16 protein-coding genes are annotated in these 17088 nt (G+C 40.6%); 8 read left to right on the top strand and 8 right to left on the bottom strand.

The features are described 5' to 3' along the window. Complete coding sequence (locus tag N8A86_RS19530) at positions 1 to 600, bottom strand: outer membrane beta-barrel protein (protein WP_273566906.1); 600 nt, start codon at positions 598 to 600, stop codon at positions 1 to 3. Positions 601 to 989: 389 nt separating this feature from the next. Between N8A86_RS19530 and N8A86_RS19525 the strand changes: the two genes are divergently transcribed. From N8A86_RS19525 to N8A86_RS19495, 7 genes are all read left to right on the top strand, one after another. Continuing rightward, the gene (locus tag N8A86_RS19525) at positions 990 to 1415 is read left to right on the top strand and encodes a hypothetical protein (protein ID WP_273566905.1); all 426 of its coding nucleotides are present in this window, start codon (positions 990 to 992) and stop codon (positions 1413 to 1415) included. Further along, positions 1412 to 2110, top strand: a complete 699-nt coding sequence (locus N8A86_RS19520) for a hypothetical protein (RefSeq protein WP_273566904.1) — start codon at positions 1412 to 1414, stop codon at positions 2108 to 2110. Before N8A86_RS19525 ends, N8A86_RS19520 begins: the two co-directional genes overlap by 4 nt. Then, on the top strand, positions 2101 to 3213 hold the full coding sequence (locus N8A86_RS19515) for a hypothetical protein (RefSeq protein WP_273566903.1): 1113 nt from the start codon (positions 2101 to 2103) through the stop codon (positions 3211 to 3213). The genes N8A86_RS19520 and N8A86_RS19515 overlap by 10 nt, the downstream gene beginning before the upstream one ends. Before the next feature lie 36 nt (positions 3214 to 3249). Then, entirely contained in the window at positions 3250 to 3945 is a 696-nt protein-coding gene (locus N8A86_RS19510; RefSeq protein WP_273566902.1) for a protein-L-isoaspartate(D-aspartate) O-methyltransferase, read from the top strand. A gap of 166 nt (positions 3946 to 4111) precedes the next feature. Continuing rightward, positions 4112 to 4525 (top strand): nuclear transport factor 2 family protein, encoded by a 414-nt coding sequence (locus tag N8A86_RS19505; protein ID WP_273566901.1) that lies wholly within the window; start codon positions 4112 to 4114, stop codon positions 4523 to 4525. Between the two features lie 110 nt (positions 4526 to 4635). Further along, entirely contained in the window at positions 4636 to 5241 is a 606-nt protein-coding gene (locus tag N8A86_RS19500; protein ID WP_273566900.1) for a GIN domain-containing protein, read from the top strand. A 73-nt stretch (positions 5242 to 5314) separates the two neighbouring features. Beyond that, entirely contained in the window at positions 5315 to 5509 is a 195-nt protein-coding gene (locus tag N8A86_RS19495; protein WP_273566899.1) for a cold-shock protein, read from the top strand. Positions 5510 to 6252: 743 nt separating this feature from the next. On the opposite strand, the gene N8A86_RS19490 is transcribed toward N8A86_RS19495, so the two are convergent. From N8A86_RS19490 to N8A86_RS19460, 7 genes are all read right to left on the bottom strand, one after another. After that, positions 6253 to 7353 carry a c-type cytochrome gene (locus tag N8A86_RS19490; protein WP_273566898.1) on the bottom strand — a complete coding sequence of 367 codons (1101 nt, stop codon included), beginning with the start codon at positions 7351 to 7353 and terminating at the stop codon, positions 6253 to 6255. Then, complete coding sequence (locus tag N8A86_RS19485; protein WP_273569103.1) at positions 7326 to 9767, bottom strand: PVC-type heme-binding CxxCH protein; 2442 nt, start codon at positions 9765 to 9767, stop codon at positions 7326 to 7328. Before N8A86_RS19485 ends, N8A86_RS19490 begins: the two co-directional genes overlap by 28 nt. Further along, a complete protein-coding gene (locus N8A86_RS19480) occupies positions 9760 to 10146 on the bottom strand; it encodes a DUF6807 family protein (protein ID WP_273566897.1) in 387 nt (128 codons plus the stop codon). Before N8A86_RS19480 ends, N8A86_RS19485 begins: the two co-directional genes overlap by 8 nt. A 161-nt stretch (positions 10147 to 10307) precedes the next feature. Next, positions 10308 to 10598 carry a hypothetical protein gene (locus N8A86_RS19475; protein WP_099542964.1) on the bottom strand — a complete coding sequence of 97 codons (291 nt, stop codon included), beginning with the start codon at positions 10596 to 10598 and terminating at the stop codon, positions 10308 to 10310. Between the two features lie 356 nt (positions 10599 to 10954). Then, positions 10955 to 12223, bottom strand: a complete 1269-nt coding sequence (locus tag N8A86_RS19470) for a purine-cytosine permease family protein (protein WP_273566896.1) — start codon at positions 12221 to 12223, stop codon at positions 10955 to 10957. Beyond that, positions 12216 to 13208: a 2,5-dihydroxypyridine 5,6-dioxygenase NicX family protein gene (locus tag N8A86_RS19465; protein ID WP_273566895.1), complete on the bottom strand. Its 993-nt coding sequence runs from the start codon at positions 13206 to 13208 to the stop codon at positions 12216 to 12218. The genes N8A86_RS19470 and N8A86_RS19465 overlap by 8 nt, the downstream gene beginning before the upstream one ends. A gap of 109 nt (positions 13209 to 13317) precedes the next feature. After that, a complete protein-coding gene (locus N8A86_RS19460) occupies positions 13318 to 15675 on the bottom strand; it encodes a TonB-dependent receptor (RefSeq protein WP_273566894.1) in 2358 nt (785 codons plus the stop codon). 116 nt (positions 15676 to 15791) lie between these two features. On the opposite strand from N8A86_RS19460, the gene N8A86_RS19455 reads away from it, so the two are divergent. Continuing rightward, the gene (locus N8A86_RS19455) at positions 15792 to 17021 is read left to right on the top strand and encodes a hypothetical protein (RefSeq protein ID WP_273566893.1); all 1230 of its coding nucleotides are present in this window, start codon (positions 15792 to 15794) and stop codon (positions 17019 to 17021) included. Positions 17022 to 17088 lie beyond the last annotated feature (67 nt).

The following is a 17088-nucleotide window of genomic DNA, read 5'->3' as shown; positions in this document are numbered from 1 at the left end:
TTATTTTCTGAATAAAAAGTTTAAGGATAGGCCCAGATAACGGTTTTTCCATTCATCTGAGGTAGTGGTGTTGATCATATTGGTCAAACCCTGATAGTAATTGACCCGTAGCTTGATGAGCCGGGCAAACTGCAGGCCGGTACCAAAACTCACCCCAGAGGATAGGGCCTTGATATCACCCTCTTCCTTACCGATGATCAATTCTACCGGTTCGTCATCGATTCGGGTAATCGCCCTTGTATTGTATTCCAAACTTGCACCCCCGTCGATAAACCATTGGATCTTATCGCCGCTCAAATCAAAAGTGTAACCTACGCTAATGGGTAGGTCGAAACTGTTGACGGCCCAGGTCTCGTCGGAAAATTTGAATCCCTTTTGCATATAGAGTAGGGCCCCTCTAAGGAATAAGGCATCGGTTATATTGTATTCCCCAACATAACCTGCCCTTGGCCCAACGGCATTCTTGGCATCGATTTCGGCATTTTCAATATTGAAATCGGCGTTCATAAGGTTGGCGCCTATTTCAAAACCATGGCTCATCTGACCTCTAGCCATCAAGAACATAAAAAACAAACAAAAAAGCAGACTATAATGTCTCATTGGTTTGAAGATTTGGATTTACAAAATTCAATATTAGGGCTTGCCCAATAGATAAAATATGTTGGTTTATAACGGATTATATTTTTTTTAGTATTTGAACTACGCTTGGCGAGTATTGGAAAATACGCTTCTTCATTGGAGGTAGCACCAAGGCTTAAGTTGCGATTAGAGGATTACTTATAGTTGATTATTAAGGAGGACGACGAGAAGGAGCATTGGTTTTTTTAGGAGCTGATTTGCAAAAGCTACTAATTTTCGCACGAAGATTGTAGTAGCATTTGGGGTTCACTTGTTGTCTAACATGTTAAATTTGAGTTAATTGGCCAAATGGATTCCAAGTTGCAGTGAAGAAATTGATAATTTAATAGTGAACCAATATCCATAGGAAAATGAAAAAAATAATTCCCGCTTTCGCACTGTGCGCTGTGGTCTTGTTGACCTTGTCAGCTACCGTTAATATGGAATCCGAATCAAATTTGACGGCAGATTTCGTATACGGAAACCCTAAGATAGCTTCTATTAATCATATGAGTTTCGGCCCAGAAGGAATCTTGTTCTTGGGTGATTCCCAAAATGCCGCTATTTATGCTCTTGAAACCAAAGACCTAGAATCGACCGGTGATGTAACCGAAATCAACATGGGGGAATTCGATAAGAAGATTGCCTCATCGTTGGGTACCACCATTGAGAATATCAAGATAAGTGATATGGCCGTCAATCCGATTTCCAAAAACATCTATTTTTCCGTTCAGGTAGCTGACGGAACTCCAATATTGTTGAAATTGAAGGGGAGGGGTTTGAAAATGTTTCCTTGAAAGAGGTAAGCTATTCCAAAATTGCATTGACGGATCCGGTGGCCGCCGATGCCAAGGATCGTAGGGAACGCCCGTTACGTACTTGGGCCATTTCAGATCTTAAGTTCCATGATGGAAAAGTGTTGGTCTCGGGTCTGTCAAACAAGGAATTCGGTTCCACCTTTAGAAGCATTCCGTTTCCTTTCAAAGATACCCAGGAGTATGCATCCCTTGAAATTTGGCATGCCGCTCATGGCGCATTTGAAACACATTCACCCATTAAGACCTTCGATATCATTGAACTTGATGAAGTCGATTATCTGATGGCCAGTTATACCTGTACGCCTTTGGTGCTGTTTCCCATGGATGAACTCAAGGACGGAAAACATACAAAGGGCCGAACGGTGGCCGAACTCGGTGCGGGTAATTCGCCTTTGGATATGATATCGTACGAAAAGGAGGGGAGTACCTACTTTTTGATGTCGAACAGCAATAGACCGGTCATGCGCATTAAGTATGACGATATCGCCAATTTTAAGGATACGATGACCAAACCGGTAACCGTATTTGCGGAGACTGCGGGTGTGGCTTATGATAATCTGCCTTTTCCGTATGTATTGCAAATGGATAATCTCGATGCGACCCATGTGGTTTACCTTCAGCGGCAGTCTGACGGTAACCTAACATTACGCGTACGTGCAACGGAATGGATGTAGACCATCTACATAGCATTCATAAAAAGATCAGGTTTTACTTGGTCTTTTTTTGTTTGACTTTGTTCGTAGCATGCTGGCGGGGCGATAGGGTAGCCATTGAACAGATCGACTATGAGAATGAAAAGGCCGTTGGTGTCACATTTTCAACGAATATGGATGTTGAAAAATTACGGGTTTTTATAGGGGAGGAATCCCAGACTTCGGTTATCGGGGTTATTGTAGGTGCAGAAGGTAAACATCACTTTGCACCAGTTATTCCTTTTACTGAGGGACAAACCTATACACTTCGTAAAAACAATACGGAAGTGTTGGCCTCATTTACAATACCAAAAAAGGAAAAGAAGGGTACGGCGGTATTGTTGGCAATTCATCCAAATTTGGATACGGTACCTGAAAACCTTTTAAAAATGTACCTGGAGTTCGCACAACCGATGCAAGAAGTTCACAATGCCTTGGATTTCATTTCCGTTGCCAATGAAACCGACAGTATGGCAATAGAACCTTTTTTGAGATTGGAGTCGGAGTTGTGGAACAAAGAACGGACCGTACTGACCCTATGGTTGGACCCAGGGCGCATCAAGACGGATTTGATACCCAATCGTGAAAAAGGGCTGCCACTGAAAGCAGGAAAGAAGTATACCATAACAATCGACAATGCTTGGAAATCAATTGAGGGGATAGCCTTAAAAAAGGCCTACACCAAAAAATTCTTTGTTGGGCCGCGAGACGATAAAAAGCCGGATATGGACAAATGGCAGATAGAAATGGAGCAAGGAGAATCCGCTAAAGGCTTGCATGTGAATTTTGGCGAGCCTATGGATGCATTTTTAGCAAAAGAAACAATTCGAATTTATGATCAAAAGAATATACCGGTCAAAGGTCAATTCAGTCTTATTGAAAAAGCAAGCATATTACGATTCGAGCCAGATACCGAATGGCAGCCCTCCGAAATCGAACTACGCGTAGAATCACGATTGGAAGACTTAGCTGGTAATAATCTTGAAAGACGTTTCGATACCCCAATGTTAGGCGGGAAATTCAGTGAAACGGACACGGTGAAAATCCGAACGCTCAAATTCAAGATACTGGAATTACAAGAATGAGATTAGCAATTACTTGATTAATGTAAAACTCTAATAATGAAATATATACTACTATTTATCGGAAGTTTTATTTTATACAATGGCGCTATTGCTGCACAGGAGGATTATACTACCTTACAAAAAAAAATGGTGGAGGAGCAAATAAAAGCGCGTGGTGTGGCAGACCCTCCGACTCTGCTCGCTATGTTGGGCGTGCCGCGCCATGAATTCGTACCTGAAGAGGTAAAACCCTATGCCTATTCGGATGGACCCTTGCCAATCGGCAATGGGCAAACGATATCACAGCCCTACATTGTAGCTTTTATGACCGAAGCCCTGCAGCTGAAAAAGTCGGATAGGGTATTGGAAATCGGTACGGGATCAGGTTATCAGGCAGCCGTACTGGCAAAAATCGTGGATTCGGTATATACCATTGAAATAGTGGAAAATCTGGCACTTGAAGCCGAGAAGCGTTTAAAAGCATTGCATTACGACAATGTGATGGTTAGGGCTGGAGATGGGTATCACGGCTGGCCTGAAAAAGCGCCGTTTGATGCTGTAATGGTCACGGCTGGAGCCGAAACCATACCGCAGGATTTGATAGATCAGCTCAAAATTGGTGGCAGACTGATTATACCTGTTGGGCCACATAATGGGATACGGCAACTGATGCTCTTGATAAAAAAGAAAAATAGAATCGTTAAAAAGAGTTTAATGGCGGTGCGGTTCGTTCCATTTACACGAAAAGACTGAAAATTTGGTTTTCAATAGTATCATTTGGACTGCTGTGAAGCGATGGCGTCTTTATAAATTATATGGGGAATGATTTAGAAAGTGGGTAGTGAATGCCGATGCGCTACCTCTGAGCCCATTATCAATTAAAATCTTACCTTAGTATTTCATCAAAAATCGATATATCATGAAAAAACTGCTCACAACTACCATGCTGATATGTGCAATACAAATTAGCTTCTCGCAAACCGATAAAGAAGCTGTTACCGAAGTGCTAACCCATTATATTGAAGGTACGGCCAATGGGGAGCCGGAACGTTTAAAAATAGCCTTTCATCCAGAATTCAATCTTTATTTTGTAAAAAACGATAGTGTGACCGCGTGGAAAGGATCGGATTATATTGGTAATGTCAAGGAAGGCCAAAAAAGCAACCGTATCGGAAAAATAATCGATATCGATATTACGAACGATGCTGCCACGGCCAAAGTTGAAATTGATATGCCGGAACGCAAGCGATTGTATACAGATTATTTTTTATTGCTCAAAACGAAAGGTGACTGGCAGATTGTACATAAGTCGTTTACCTATGTAACCTATTAAGGTTTAGTCCTTAAAGAGAATAAAATGGGGGATTAGTGTAACAAGCGCAAAACAATCGCATCTATAGTAGTAGAAACAAGAACTATTCACCAATCAGAAAACGACAAATCATGAAAAAAGCAAGTTTAGTTTTAGCGTTAATGCTCTTAGCGGTATGTAGTGGAATGGGGCAGTATAACGAAACCCAAGATTTAGAAGAAGCCTTTGATAATGTGCGATTGGACGGAAACATACGACTCTATCTAAAACAAGGTACTGAGGCCAACGTTCGTATTGAAGCAAAAAATGAGCGAAAATTCGAGGATTATCAAATCACCGTTCAAAATAACACCTTATACATACGACTTCGTGAAAAACAACGTAACGGCGGTACTAGAAAACGCCATTCCGCTCCTAAAATCAAAGTGTATTTGACACATCCCGAACTAAAAGGGATTGATATGGAAGGTTTGGTATCTGTCAAATCCATTGATCCTGTTTCCAGTGATAGCTTTAGTGTAAGTGGAGACGGGCTCATTAGAGGCAAAATTGAAGTGGACGTGCAGGAGCTTCGTGTTGATTTAGAAGGATTGTGTTCTATGCGCTTTACTGGCAAAGCGGACGATTCTAGAATACAATTGGACGGCATGGGTAAAATCAATGCCCGCGATTTAGAAACATCAAAAGTACACAAATCGGCAGTCGGACTTACGAGTATTAGCTTTGCCAAATTATAGTTTTACGTATGTTTCATTTGTGGCATCATAATTGAAATACGCTTTGTAATTATTAATATTAAATTATAGTACAATGAGTAAAGGAACAGTAAAATTCTTCAACGATGCCAAAGGCTTCGGATTTATTACAGAAGAAGGTTCAAACAACGAACATTTTGTTCACATTTCAGGATTAGTAGATGAGATTCGCGAAGGCGATGAAGTAGAATTCGAACTAACCCAAGGAAAAAAAGGATTAAACGCAGTTGACGTAAGAGTTATAGAATAAGACGATTAAACTTTAAAATTGAAGCCCATCCGCCAGTTGGCGGATGGGCTTTTTTTGTGCGCAAATTTTCAAAGAAATACAATCGAGTTGTATTGGTGTTTTAGACCCATGGTTGATTAAAGGTATTAGAGTGCATTTTTTTAGGAAAAGATTACCATTTTTAAAATACGAAGCTGTCAGATATAAGGTTATACTTGTAAGTACATGAAAAAGCATCGCAACTTCTTAATTTTTTACAGCCTTTGGTTAGTGGGGATTTTATTGCTATTTATGGCTTTTGATACTACTCAGGATAAAAATAAGGTCCCAATGCATCAAAGTGATGCCATCTGTAAGCTAACTACAAATTGTGCAACTTATTCTGAACGAAGTGAATGTGATAAAAGTCGTGTTGTGTACTAAACACTACGGATTATACTTCGAAACGTAAATAGTTTTATTCATTACCCTTGAGCTTTTTAACGGCAATAAAGGTCGGCGAGACCTAAAGATGGGCGATAGTGCGAAGTCTTAAAAATAATCTATTTTACATAATATAAATTATAGAACATAAATGTTCTATAATCCGTCATTATGGTCAAATAGCGATAAGTTATAAGTAATTACTGAGTCTTCCTAGTGTTTTGAAATTCAAAACTATCTTACTGTTCTTCAAATTAAACTTTAATGAAAAACTCAGAATCAATTTAAACCAGTTTCCAAATATGTTCTATTCACTTGCTTAATACTAAGCAATTGTGACATTATGCCGATGGCTCCAGCTTCTTCAAATACGCTATCAAATTCAACACCTCTTCTTTGCTTAAGTTGTTCAATAACCCTTCTGGCATCATAGATTTTTCAGAAACATCCCTAGTCCTAATTTGTGATTTATTGAGCACAATCGGGTCTTGACCAACCACCCGCAGGGTAAGACTTCTGTCGTTTTCGGCTATAACGTTTCCGCTATAGGTACGTCCGTCTTGTGTAGTAATCACCACTAGTTTATAATCTTCCTGTACATCTCCACTCGGGTTTAGAATATTACTCAGTAAATAGGTCATGTTGGTTCGATTGGAGCCCGTAAGGTCTGGTCCTATCTTTCCGCCTTTCCCATGCAGCATATGGCAAGTGGCACAGACACGCGCATAGACCTCCTTGCCCCTGCCCGGGCTCGCTTTGACGAGGGCATCATCTGTCAATATGCCTTGGTATTTGATATACTCAACTTGTAATGTTTGGGATATATCATCAATGGGACCCCAAATCTCCACAAAACCATTGCCCAAAACGGCCCTTAATTGTAGAACAGCATGCGCCGGGATATCAGATTTTGGAATCGTGCCATTTTTAAGGGCATTCCCTAAAAACCTTCCATATCTTGGCCGCGAAGCCATGGTCAATATGGCCTGCTCTTTTTCCGGCTGCGAAAGGTCCTTATATTTCTGAAATAACGCCTTGCCCAGCTCATCACTATCATAAGCTGCAATGGACTTAATAGTTTCTAATCGCAGCTCCTCATCCTCCAGTAATTTAGGTATTTCCTCTTGCAATGCTGGATTTTGCTGGGAAGCCAAGGCCCGAATTGCTTTCCTTTTTTCCTCAGGTTTTGCACTTGAATCATTGATAACCGCCAACATTTTTTGAGCTACTTCAGCATTACCAAATTTCTGAGCTACGGCATCGGCAAGGGAAGAGAACTTGGCGTTGTTTTGCAATGATTGATAGACATTCGACCAATTCGAAGGCTCCTTAGCATCTATATTTCCTTCCAAACCTGCCAATAGTCCGCTTAACAGATCTGACTGTGTACTGGATTTTTGCCCAATCGCAGCAATCAATTTTTCCAATTGGCCCTCATCCACGAGACGTCTTGCAATTTTTTGTACAAGGAGGGAATTGCACTTTCCACAGCCATCGCCAATGCTCTTCCAGGCTGCTTTGCTACTATTGGTTCTATCCCAAACCATAACATCAGAGGTATATTTGGGTCATCCGCGTCTTCCTCAAACCGAACTAGGGATTCAGCAAGAGCCCAACGGTCGGCTTCATTTATACGTTGTAGGGCTCCGGCAAGATGGCGTCTAACGACAGCCGAAGTTTCAGTATTCGCCATAGCTGTCATCTGGTTTATGGCTCTTTCCGAGGGTTGCCCATCCTCAACCAGAAATTGAATGGCCCATGAACGGACGTATTGGTCCTTGTCATTCAATAAATCCAAAAGTCTTTGTGAACTAAGGTTATTGGTTATTTGTAAAGTCCATAAGGCGCGCAGCCTTATATCTTCACTTTTCTCATTGGCCAATATGTCATTCAAGCGTTTAACCGCATTTGCATCCAGTGCTTTTTTAGCTGCTCTGTATTGCAATATGACACGTGACCGTTGCGCATGCCAATTACTTTTACTCAATTGCAACGCTACAAGTTCCTCATCACTTCTCTTGTTTAAGTCATCAAATCTGCCCGGCCAATTCTCGGCCAAGGACTTTTCGGGAGTAATTCGGAACACCCTACCCGTATCCTTATTAAGTACATCGCCCCCACATATATCGGCATCGTGCCAATCAAGTACATACAGATCGCCTGCAGGACCCACCTCCATGCTGAAGCCTACAAACTGGGCATTATTGGCCATCATGAACTCATCGCTATGGCGCGCAGTGAAGCCAGAACCGTTGGGCTCAAGAATATCCGACAGTACGCCATGGTCATGGATGTTCGCCATAAATAAGCGTCCTTGCTCACTTGCTGGAAAGGCATCGGACTGGTAAATTCTTGCGCCTCCGTGTGCCGATCTGTGACTATGGTCTACAATGGTCTTGATATCCTCATAAACATAGGGGTTAAAATGTTGTCCTCCCTGCCTGTGGTATATGCCCCCGTTCATAATGTGGAACATGTGGGGAATTACACATGCCGTTATAAACATTTCTCCCTTGGCATCATAGTCTATGCCCCAGGGATTGCTGAAGCCATGGGCCACCACTTCAAAACGTTCCTTTATGGGATGGTACCTCCAAACGCCTCCATTAATATCGACTCCTTCCTTCTCCAATAGATTTTTTGGAAATTCATCGCCATGCTTATACAGTCGTCCTTCTCCATCATTGGGCTTTCGTATTTTAGAGGGAGTAGCAAAACCCTCAAGACCATACAACCAACCGTCGGGACCCCAATGGAAGCTATTGATCGTCTCATGCCGGTCTCGGATGCCCCAGCCAGTCAAAAGCACCTTAATGTCCTTTTCATCGGCCTTGTCATCATTATTGCTATCGGGCACGAAAAGCAGGTTCGGTGGTGCACCGATGAATACTCCGCCATGACCAACTGCGATGGCCGAAGGGAAAGGGATGCCCTCCATAAATACTTTTTTGGTATCCGCCACTCCATCGCGATCGGTGTCCTCTAATATAAGTATGCGACTGTCACCCGAATTGGCAAACCCTTCTTGCCTGTTTTCATAGTCTCTGTTCTCGGCTATCCACATCCTACCCTTATCGTCCCAACAAAAAGCAATGGGCTGGGTAATCATGGGCTCGGAGGCAAATGCGTTTACGCTATAACCTTCCTTTACGGTCATGGCCTCGACCGCTTCCTTTGGATTTAAAAACTTGGCGTCTCGGCCTTCCTGCTTGGCAATTTGCCAGAGCGAGGCGGTATTGTACATTCCCTTATCCCCTACATAATCGCCCCAAAGGTCGTTCATCTCCACTGTATCCAAATCGCCCGAATAGGCCACTATTTGATATTGGAATATTTTTATCTCCCCTTTTTTGATATGCCAATCCCCTGACTTTGCCAATACGGGGCCGATGCCAAACTGCCCGTCTACCCTCCATGGCTGTGGATATCCTTGATTCCCTGTATGATCGAAAATCGCAATATGGCCCCATGGTTCCAGGCCTTCTATTTCCATTCCGACATCGGCCCACATGGCTCTTTTCTCGTTCGCCTTTTCATTTTTTTGGAGTGCGGCATTCATCACTTCGCCTTTGATGCCCTTTTCCCAAGGCATTCTAAGGAAGAGACCTCCGTAATCAAATTCATTGATCGTAATATCGGTCAAGGCCTCACCTTGCCATTCAAGACTTAAGAAATATTTGTTCCCTTTTTGGGTTAGGGTCCATGTTTGGGTCTCTTTAAGAATTGGTTTTTTTTCTGCATCCAGCATGTTGTAGACCGTCTTCCATTTTACTTCCTTCCCTTCGGGAACAAGAACTTCGGATGCGACTTTTTGCCAATAATCACCACCAGGATTATGGAAAAAATCTCTACCTATCTTTTTTGATAGCCTCGGGCTTATCGGGCTTGTAAAACCATTTTTTCAATTCTTCGGGAGTGGCGCCTTCGCCGTTCACTCGGGTAAAGCCCCAATAAAGTCCAGTCTGGTGCTTGTGGTGCCCGGGACTGTACTGGGTCAGTTCGGCCGTGGAGCCAGGCGCCAAAATCGGATGGATATAGGGTCTAAAATCGTGTTTAGCGTTCTGGGTCAGCAGCGCTGACGTTGCCCCGTCTTCGAAAACCCGTATTTCATTATCGCTCTCATCAATGTGAAAATTATAGGCTATTTCATCGGCCGAATCCAGGTTCTTTTCTTTCTTGGATTTGCACGACATCAGACAAGTAAGTACTAGAAGCAATAGAAATAATCTTGGCATTATTTTCTTTTTAGTGGTTATTTGATTCCAAATTTTTTCCAGATAACTCTAAAGGGTTGTGGAAAAAGATCATTCTTTGGATGGAAAAAGATAGCGATATGATCGCATTTCTCCAACTCCCCTATTTCCGTCGCATATTTACCCGTATGCCTCTCTTACCTTCAGCTTCCTGATTCCGTTTTCTTGGCGAATTCAAGGCTTCCCATTGGACGCCCTTTTGCCAAGTTTCGGGTCAAATGGAAAACAATTTTGAACTTACCTTCGATTTCGATTGTTCCACCAGTAACAGGGACACTTTCAGTTTTTATCAAAATAACTTCTGGGGTGTCATCAGCAGAATCTTCCGTTGGTTCTTCAGCAATGGGATTATCTTCTGAATTCGTATTCCCTTCATCATTTGAGCAACTTAGAACAAATAGTAAAATAAATAAGCCAAGTAATTTTCTGGTCATAGTAGGGTGTTTACTTTTCAATAAAATATTAATCTGAGATATAACTGTGGATGGTAAACTCTTTGGAGATTTTAAATATATTAAAAATTAACAAGAAATCAATTACGCTTTTCTGTTACTAATTGTCATTTGTAATAAAATTCCATTCCACACACATTACACTCTCCTCCTACTGTCGGCTCGTATAATAAGTGTTCCATTACCTTTTAAGAAGATACCTTTTAGAAGAAAAATTTAAAGGAGAAGTAGTACTAATTACTTTGCTTTACCAAAGCAAAGTGTCATAACGCAAGACATTATAGACCAGATTGACCATTCTATAATTAGACATTATGTCAAATAGCTTTGGTAGTCAATTATGCGTTGAGATTCCTTACAATCACCTTCCACTTTAACATCATATAGATAAGTCCGCCCAGCAAAAAGGAATCAATAAAATAGGCCTGTGTCAATTGAAAGACTTCCAAATAGGTAAATATGGTCATCACCGAACTAATCACCCAAGCGATCAATGCTTCATACTCCCAATCTACAATGTCTTTTAACTTATAGTCCTGTTTTTTGACAAAGAAGAAATTGATGATATAAATGGCTGAAATCGAAGGCGCTAAAATCCCCAGAAAATTTAAAAAGTCAAATAGATAGTCAGAGAAACCTAAGAGTGCCGCGACCATTCCAACTATCCCAGAAACAATTGCCATTTTTTTAAAGGTCCAATCGGTTTTAACTGTTGAAAATGTTAAGGTTGTAGAATATAGATTGGAGGCATTACCTACCCATGTTGAAACAAACAACAATACAAAAGCGGGTACCACCAAATCTAAACTTTCCATCACTTTGATGATATCAACTTCTCCGGATTGAATAGAAGGTATCGCACTAAAAATCAATGCGATAGGAAACCCGATAGTAATACCTAAAACTGCTATCAAGCTTTGTTTGTCATTATAGATGAATCTTGAGAAATCCGCCATCAAAACAGGAAACAAAATTGAAGACCCCACTAAAATAGAGGTCGCTTCAAAAAGGCTTAGGGTGGGTTCTGTTGGAACAAAATCAATAATTGCTTGAAATGATGTTCCTTCAATGGATTTATATACTACATACCCCAAAAACAAAGTCAAAATGGGAACAGCATAGTTTGCTAATCGTTCTAGACTTTTGATTCCATAAATGGTAGTGGTAATAATTAAAGTGCCCACAACAATAATGATAGGCCATTCTACTAAATTGACTTGCAAGGTCTGTAATGCAGTATCTTTTACTGCGATTGCCAATAATTCCAAAGCAACCGAAAACCATCCTAAGAGGGTAATTCCGAAGATAAAATTCATGATTTTAGCGCCTTTTCGCCCAAAACTGAAATGCATAATCATGTAGGTGGATAGTCGTGATCGATTTCCGATGACTGTGGTGGCCATACACATCAATGTGAGTACCAGGGTGGAAATTCCAAAAGCCCATAGGGCACCTTTAAACCCTATGGAAAGGGCAATTTCAGAACCTAAATATAAAATGGGAAGTGTGAGGCCCGTACCTGCAATCAATAGCGCAATTAACCAACCGGAGGTAAAATCTTTCGGCTGTACTTTAGTTGTTGTATACTGATTTCCTTCCTCAGGCATTTATGGATTTTAATACTGACTCGGCTAAAGGTCTTAAATCTTTATGACAAACTTCGCCATTATCGGTTAGCTGTATGTCATCAAAGTAGATGCTTGTGTTTATCACTACACCATCAAAGTGCGATTTGGCTTCTTGTCCGAACGGGGGCATATCCATCGCACTGGTATGGCCGAAACCAAAATCTACACCGCCCCAAATACGTTCATCTTCTACAAGCTCGCCTGTCAATTCTCGCACTTTGGGATTTAAACCCAACATATTATGGGAAATCTTGTACATATTTTCATCTTCGAAAGAAGCTAGGTAGGACTTGAACGCTTCTGCTGCCTTCCCTCCTATTACATCTGAAATTAGTCCATTTTTCATGATAAATTCCAAAGAATTTCCTTCTTCGGTATGCTGTAGGTGGTCAAATACGATGTTGCCGTTCATACTGTTCAACTTAGGAACAATATTTACAAAGCCAGGAGCGGTTCCGAATTTAGGTTGTGAATAATCGCCATCGTCATAGTCAAAGGCATGGTTCAAATCAATTTCATACGATACATCGGTGCCATTTTCACTTGTGATACGGACTTTATTGGCAGCCTTCGCCATAGCGGTCACTTCTCTTAATAACTTTTTGAGGGACTGAATATCAAAACCTGTAAAGACTCTATCTAAAGATGTTATAGTACTGTCGGCAATAATCAAGTATCGTAACTTTTTGTTCTCTTTCATGGCAGTTTCCCAAATATCGGAATACAAGAGCACCACGGAATTGGCTTCTATCCAGACATCTACGTTTGAAAGTGCCGCTGTAAGTGCTTGGTGCGGCCAATCGTTCATACCGGCTTGACTATCTTTCTTAGCTTTTGGAATCCTTAAAATCAAAGGAAGTCCGCCAGCATTTTGAGCGGCAACAAACAGGCTGTCTACGATAGTCGTGTCCGAACCAAAATCTGTAGTAATAGCTACTGTTTCCCCTGGTTTTACTTGAAACATGTCTTCCATTAAGATTTTGGAAAAACGAGTCGTTATGGAATGTTTGTTATGCGTCATAGCTATTAAAAAAGGGGAATTTTATTATTATTTTTGGAAAACAGAGACTATTCTAGAATCTTACCGAAAGGGAAGTACCTACGGTCAAAGGTTGCCCTCTCCAACCCACATCATCAGGACTGCCAACAAATTCACCTGGAGAAAATTCTTGGTAATACTGGGTATCCATTAAATTCTTGCCGAAAACTTCTAGTTTCCAGTTTTTGTAGCCTAAGCCTATTCGCGCATCCAATAAGGAATATGCATCAGTAGTATGCACCGCTAAATTACTTTCGTGCCAGTAGGTTTTTCCGGTAGTATCTAAATTGAGGAATCCATTAAATTTTAAATCATCGGTGATGTTGAACGATGATTCCAATCCGACTCCGATAGTATTAACGGGCACAAATGGTACTTTACCACCGTTGTAATTGGAATTGTCTGTTGTGGTGCCATTTGCTCCTCCAGTAGCACCTCCTTCAACAATTTCTGCATCCGCAGAACCGAAATTAGCAAATACATCTAACCAATTGCTGAGTCTAGCACGTGCTTCAAGTTCAAAACCAAATACCTTGGTTTCATCATAGTTATAGACTCCTGCAATAAAAGTATTCAAGTCTAAAATGTACTGCTGTTGGTTCGTTAATCTGGAACTAAACACAGAGCCGTTGAAAATTAAACGGTCTCCCCAAGAGGTGGTTTTGAATCCGAATTCATAATTGTCCGAAGTTTCATCATCGAATTCCCGATTAAAAAGGTCGGTGGCATCGGCGTTGAATCCACCATTTCTATACCCTCTTCCGTAGTTGGCATAGAACAAAACACCTTTTGAAGCTTGATAGGATAACGATACTTTAGGTTGAAACTCGTTATTGTCTCTCTCAGAGTTAGTTACAAATAGAAAATCTTCTTGTGAAAAGGAATCGATATCGTATCTAAATCCTGCAGAAGCGGTCAGTTTATCCGTTATTTTATAATCTCCAAAACCAAATAAAGCAATGGTTCTGGTTTCGTTAATGAAGTCCGCAACGTCGTATTCCGCTTCCCCGAACTCAGCGTCTACACCATCGGTTCCATTTTGATATACATCTTTTTCTATTTTCTGATAGAATCCGCCAAAACTCCAATCAAACTTACCCTCCGTATTGGTATTATTGATACGTAGCTCTTGGTTGAAGGTTTTGGTCTCGGCCATTTCACCTTGCGTAAACAAATCAAGATCTAAGAAATCTAAATCTCCTAAGGTAGAGCGCTCTACATTATTGATAGAAGTGATACTTTGCAATTTGACACCACCCAAGTTATAATCCATCTTGATATTTCCGTAATTATTGACCATGTCAGACTTACCTAGCACATCGGCAACGATAACATTATCACCATCAGTTGGATTCGGGTTCAAAACACCGCCTGGGAATTCACCATCAAACCCTGTAGGATTCACAGAATAGTAGGTTGCACCACCATCTAACTTAAAATATTGATATGTTCCGGAAAGTGTAAACTTATCTGTCAATCTCGCCTTGAGCTGTCCACGGATGTTAAAATCTTTTCTAAAATCTACAAGTTCATTCAGGAATTCATTGGTCAAGAGGCCATCGAAATTTTTATACTGTGTGGAAAATCGGTAGAATACTTTGTCTTTTTTAATTGCCCCTGAGGAAACAAACTGAGCTTGGAAAGCGCCACCGTTTCCTGCACCAACCTGTATTCTGTTGGACATTGTATTGGTCGGGTCTTTGGTATAAATATTCACGGCACCACCAATTGCGTTTTTACCGTAAAGTGCGCCCTGTGGACCTTTAACCACTTCCACTAAAGCCAAATCATACAATTCTTGACTTAACAAACTAGGGTCGGGAATGGTCACACCATCAATTACAAAAGCCAAAGGCGCATCGCCCCCACGGACTTGCGGAATACCTCTAACGGTTATAAAATTCAATCCCACAGCTTGGGCCGAATTAAACTTAAGGTTGGGTACGAGTGAAGAAAAAGAACTGATATCAGTAACACCGGCACTTTCGATACCTTCGGAATTCAAGGCGGTCACAGATTCAGGAGTGGTCTGAATGGAAGCGGTGCGTTTTCTAGATTTACCAATCACTCCAGAAAAGCCTTGCACCGTAACTCCATCTAAAGCTTCAGATGATTCTTTTAGTTGGATATCAATTTGTGTATTTCCATTAACTGGAACTTCTTGATTCTCAAAACCTAGAAATGAGAATTCTAAAATCGCTTCGTTGGAAGCGACCGTAATTTCATAATTACCATTAAAATCGGTAATGGCACCGTTAGATGCACCTTGTTCTACAACATTGGCACCCGGAAGTGGTTCGCCAAAATCGTCAATTACTTTTCCTGTTACTGTTGTTTGCGAGAATCCTATCAAAGAGACAAATAGAAACGCGAAGAAGATTGTTTTTTTCATGACCGTACTGTTTAGTGTGATTGTACCTTCATAAAAATAGATTTACACATATTAATTATTATTCATTATAGTGATTAAAAATATTTTTAATAATTTATAGCACAAAATAGGAATTTATGAAAATTGCACCTGCATCTTTAACGCTTACTTCGGAATATTTCAAAATACTATTGGAAAAGGTTCAGGAACAATTCATGAGCAAGCATCAGCTATTGAAATTACCAAAAGCATTTCAACTGTATGGTTATGGTGCTTTTAATGAAGAAAAGCCCAGTTTAAAAACGGATTTTGAAGCATTAGGTTCTGAGTTTATCAATGGAAAATATCTGTATGACAAATCACGTGAACTAGAAAAAGGAAAACCATTAATCAAATTAAACCAATATTATAAGACCATTCTTCTACTCTACTTAGGGTATACCGATTTCAAGGAATTTCTGGAGGAACATCAATTGTCAGGCGTTGCCCATGAAAAACAAAATGCCTTGCTGCATGAGAACGAAGATGATAGTATTTATTACTACATCAATTACTATTTTGGGGAAGATGATACTATTTTAAAGGGACAAACCACTATTTCGAACAATTGGAAGAAAATCCAACATATTTTCATCTATCCACTTGAAGATGGTACCTTAAGAGAGCATTACAGCCATGGCAGTATTAAACGTCAAGGAGATACGCTCACCATAAAAACCAATACGCTCTCTGGAGATAGATATATTGAGGGAGCGAGTGAGATTTACTACATCGGTCATAAAACGCCTTCAAGCATTAACTATTTGATAGGTACCTATTGCACTTTTGATATTTTCACCAATACAGTTGCCGGTCGTTCCATCTTAGAGAAATGCGAAAGTAAAAAAGAAATGGAGGAAAAATCAAAGTCCCCCTTTATTCCTCCTTATATCGCAATGGAAATTAGAAATAAACGTATCGTTAACAAAAGAATAGTACCAAGACATGCTTTGGAGTTGTCTAGCAATAGTCCATATGCCTCTTTATACGCCAAATTACCAGGAACCTATGAGTTGACTTTTGATTTTGAAGAGGGTTTCAAGGAAACACTAAAGTTCAAAATCCTACCAACAAATTATCAAATCATTACGCTTACAGAAAATGTCTACATCGAAAAAGACCGGATTGAACTGCTCAATAAAGGTTCAGTAATCAATTTCAGGTTTAGCTTTTCAGGGATAATCGCACTTGAACGAGTAAATATCTATTTTAAAACCTATTACCTGAAAAATGAGAAACTACACCAAGACGGTGTTTTTAGCGGTATTGACAATGAGAATCGATTGGTCAATGGCACGTTGATAATTAACTTTACTGAAAGCAGGTAAGCCCATTCCACACACATTACACTCCCCTCCCCCGAGTACTCGGGATTGGCTCGTATAATAAGTGTTC

The sequence above is a fragment of the Maribacter halichondriae genome, from assembly GCF_027474825.1.
Taxonomy (GTDB): Bacteria; Bacteroidota; Bacteroidia; order Flavobacteriales; family Flavobacteriaceae; genus Meishania; species Meishania halichondriae.
Note: the sequence above shows the minus strand (reverse complement) of the source record. Positions and strands in the feature narration are given on the sequence as shown.

What these genes read in the sequence shown, in the direction of transcription:
- N8A86_RS19530 (WP_273566906.1), bottom strand. Translation starts at nt 600, where the DNA reads ATGAGACATTATAGTCTGCTTTTTTGTTTGTTTTTTATGTTCTTGATG.
- N8A86_RS19525 (WP_273566905.1), top strand. Translation starts at nt 990, where the DNA reads ATGAAAAAAATAATTCCCGCTTTCGCACTGTGCGCTGTGGTCTTGTTG.
- N8A86_RS19515 (WP_273566903.1), top strand. Translation starts at nt 2,101, where the DNA reads ATGGATGTAGACCATCTACATAGCATTCATAAAAAGATCAGGTTTTAC.
- N8A86_RS19510 (WP_273566902.1), top strand. Translation starts at nt 3,250, where the DNA reads ATGAAATATATACTACTATTTATCGGAAGTTTTATTTTATACAATGGC.
- N8A86_RS19505 (WP_273566901.1), top strand. Translation starts at nt 4,112, where the DNA reads ATGAAAAAACTGCTCACAACTACCATGCTGATATGTGCAATACAAATT.
- N8A86_RS19500 (WP_273566900.1), top strand. Translation starts at nt 4,636, where the DNA reads ATGAAAAAAGCAAGTTTAGTTTTAGCGTTAATGCTCTTAGCGGTATGT.
- N8A86_RS19495 (WP_273566899.1), top strand. Translation starts at nt 5,315, where the DNA reads ATGAGTAAAGGAACAGTAAAATTCTTCAACGATGCCAAAGGCTTCGGA.
- N8A86_RS19480 (WP_273566897.1), bottom strand. Translation starts at nt 10,146, where the DNA reads ATGCCAAGATTATTTCTATTGCTTCTAGTACTTACTTGTCTGATGTCG.
- N8A86_RS19475 (WP_099542964.1), bottom strand. Translation starts at nt 10,598, where the DNA reads ATGACCAGAAAATTACTTGGCTTATTTATTTTACTATTTGTTCTAAGT.
- N8A86_RS19470 (WP_273566896.1), bottom strand. Translation starts at nt 12,223, where the DNA reads ATGCCTGAGGAAGGAAATCAGTATACAACAACTAAAGTACAGCCGAAA.
- N8A86_RS19465 (WP_273566895.1), bottom strand. Translation starts at nt 13,208, where the DNA reads ATGTTTCAAGTAAAACCAGGGGAAACAGTAGCTATTACTACAGATTTT.
- N8A86_RS19460 (WP_273566894.1), bottom strand. Translation starts at nt 15,675, where the DNA reads ATGAAAAAAACAATCTTCTTCGCGTTTCTATTTGTCTCTTTGATAGGA.
- N8A86_RS19455 (WP_273566893.1), top strand. Translation starts at nt 15,792, where the DNA reads ATGAAAATTGCACCTGCATCTTTAACGCTTACTTCGGAATATTTCAAA.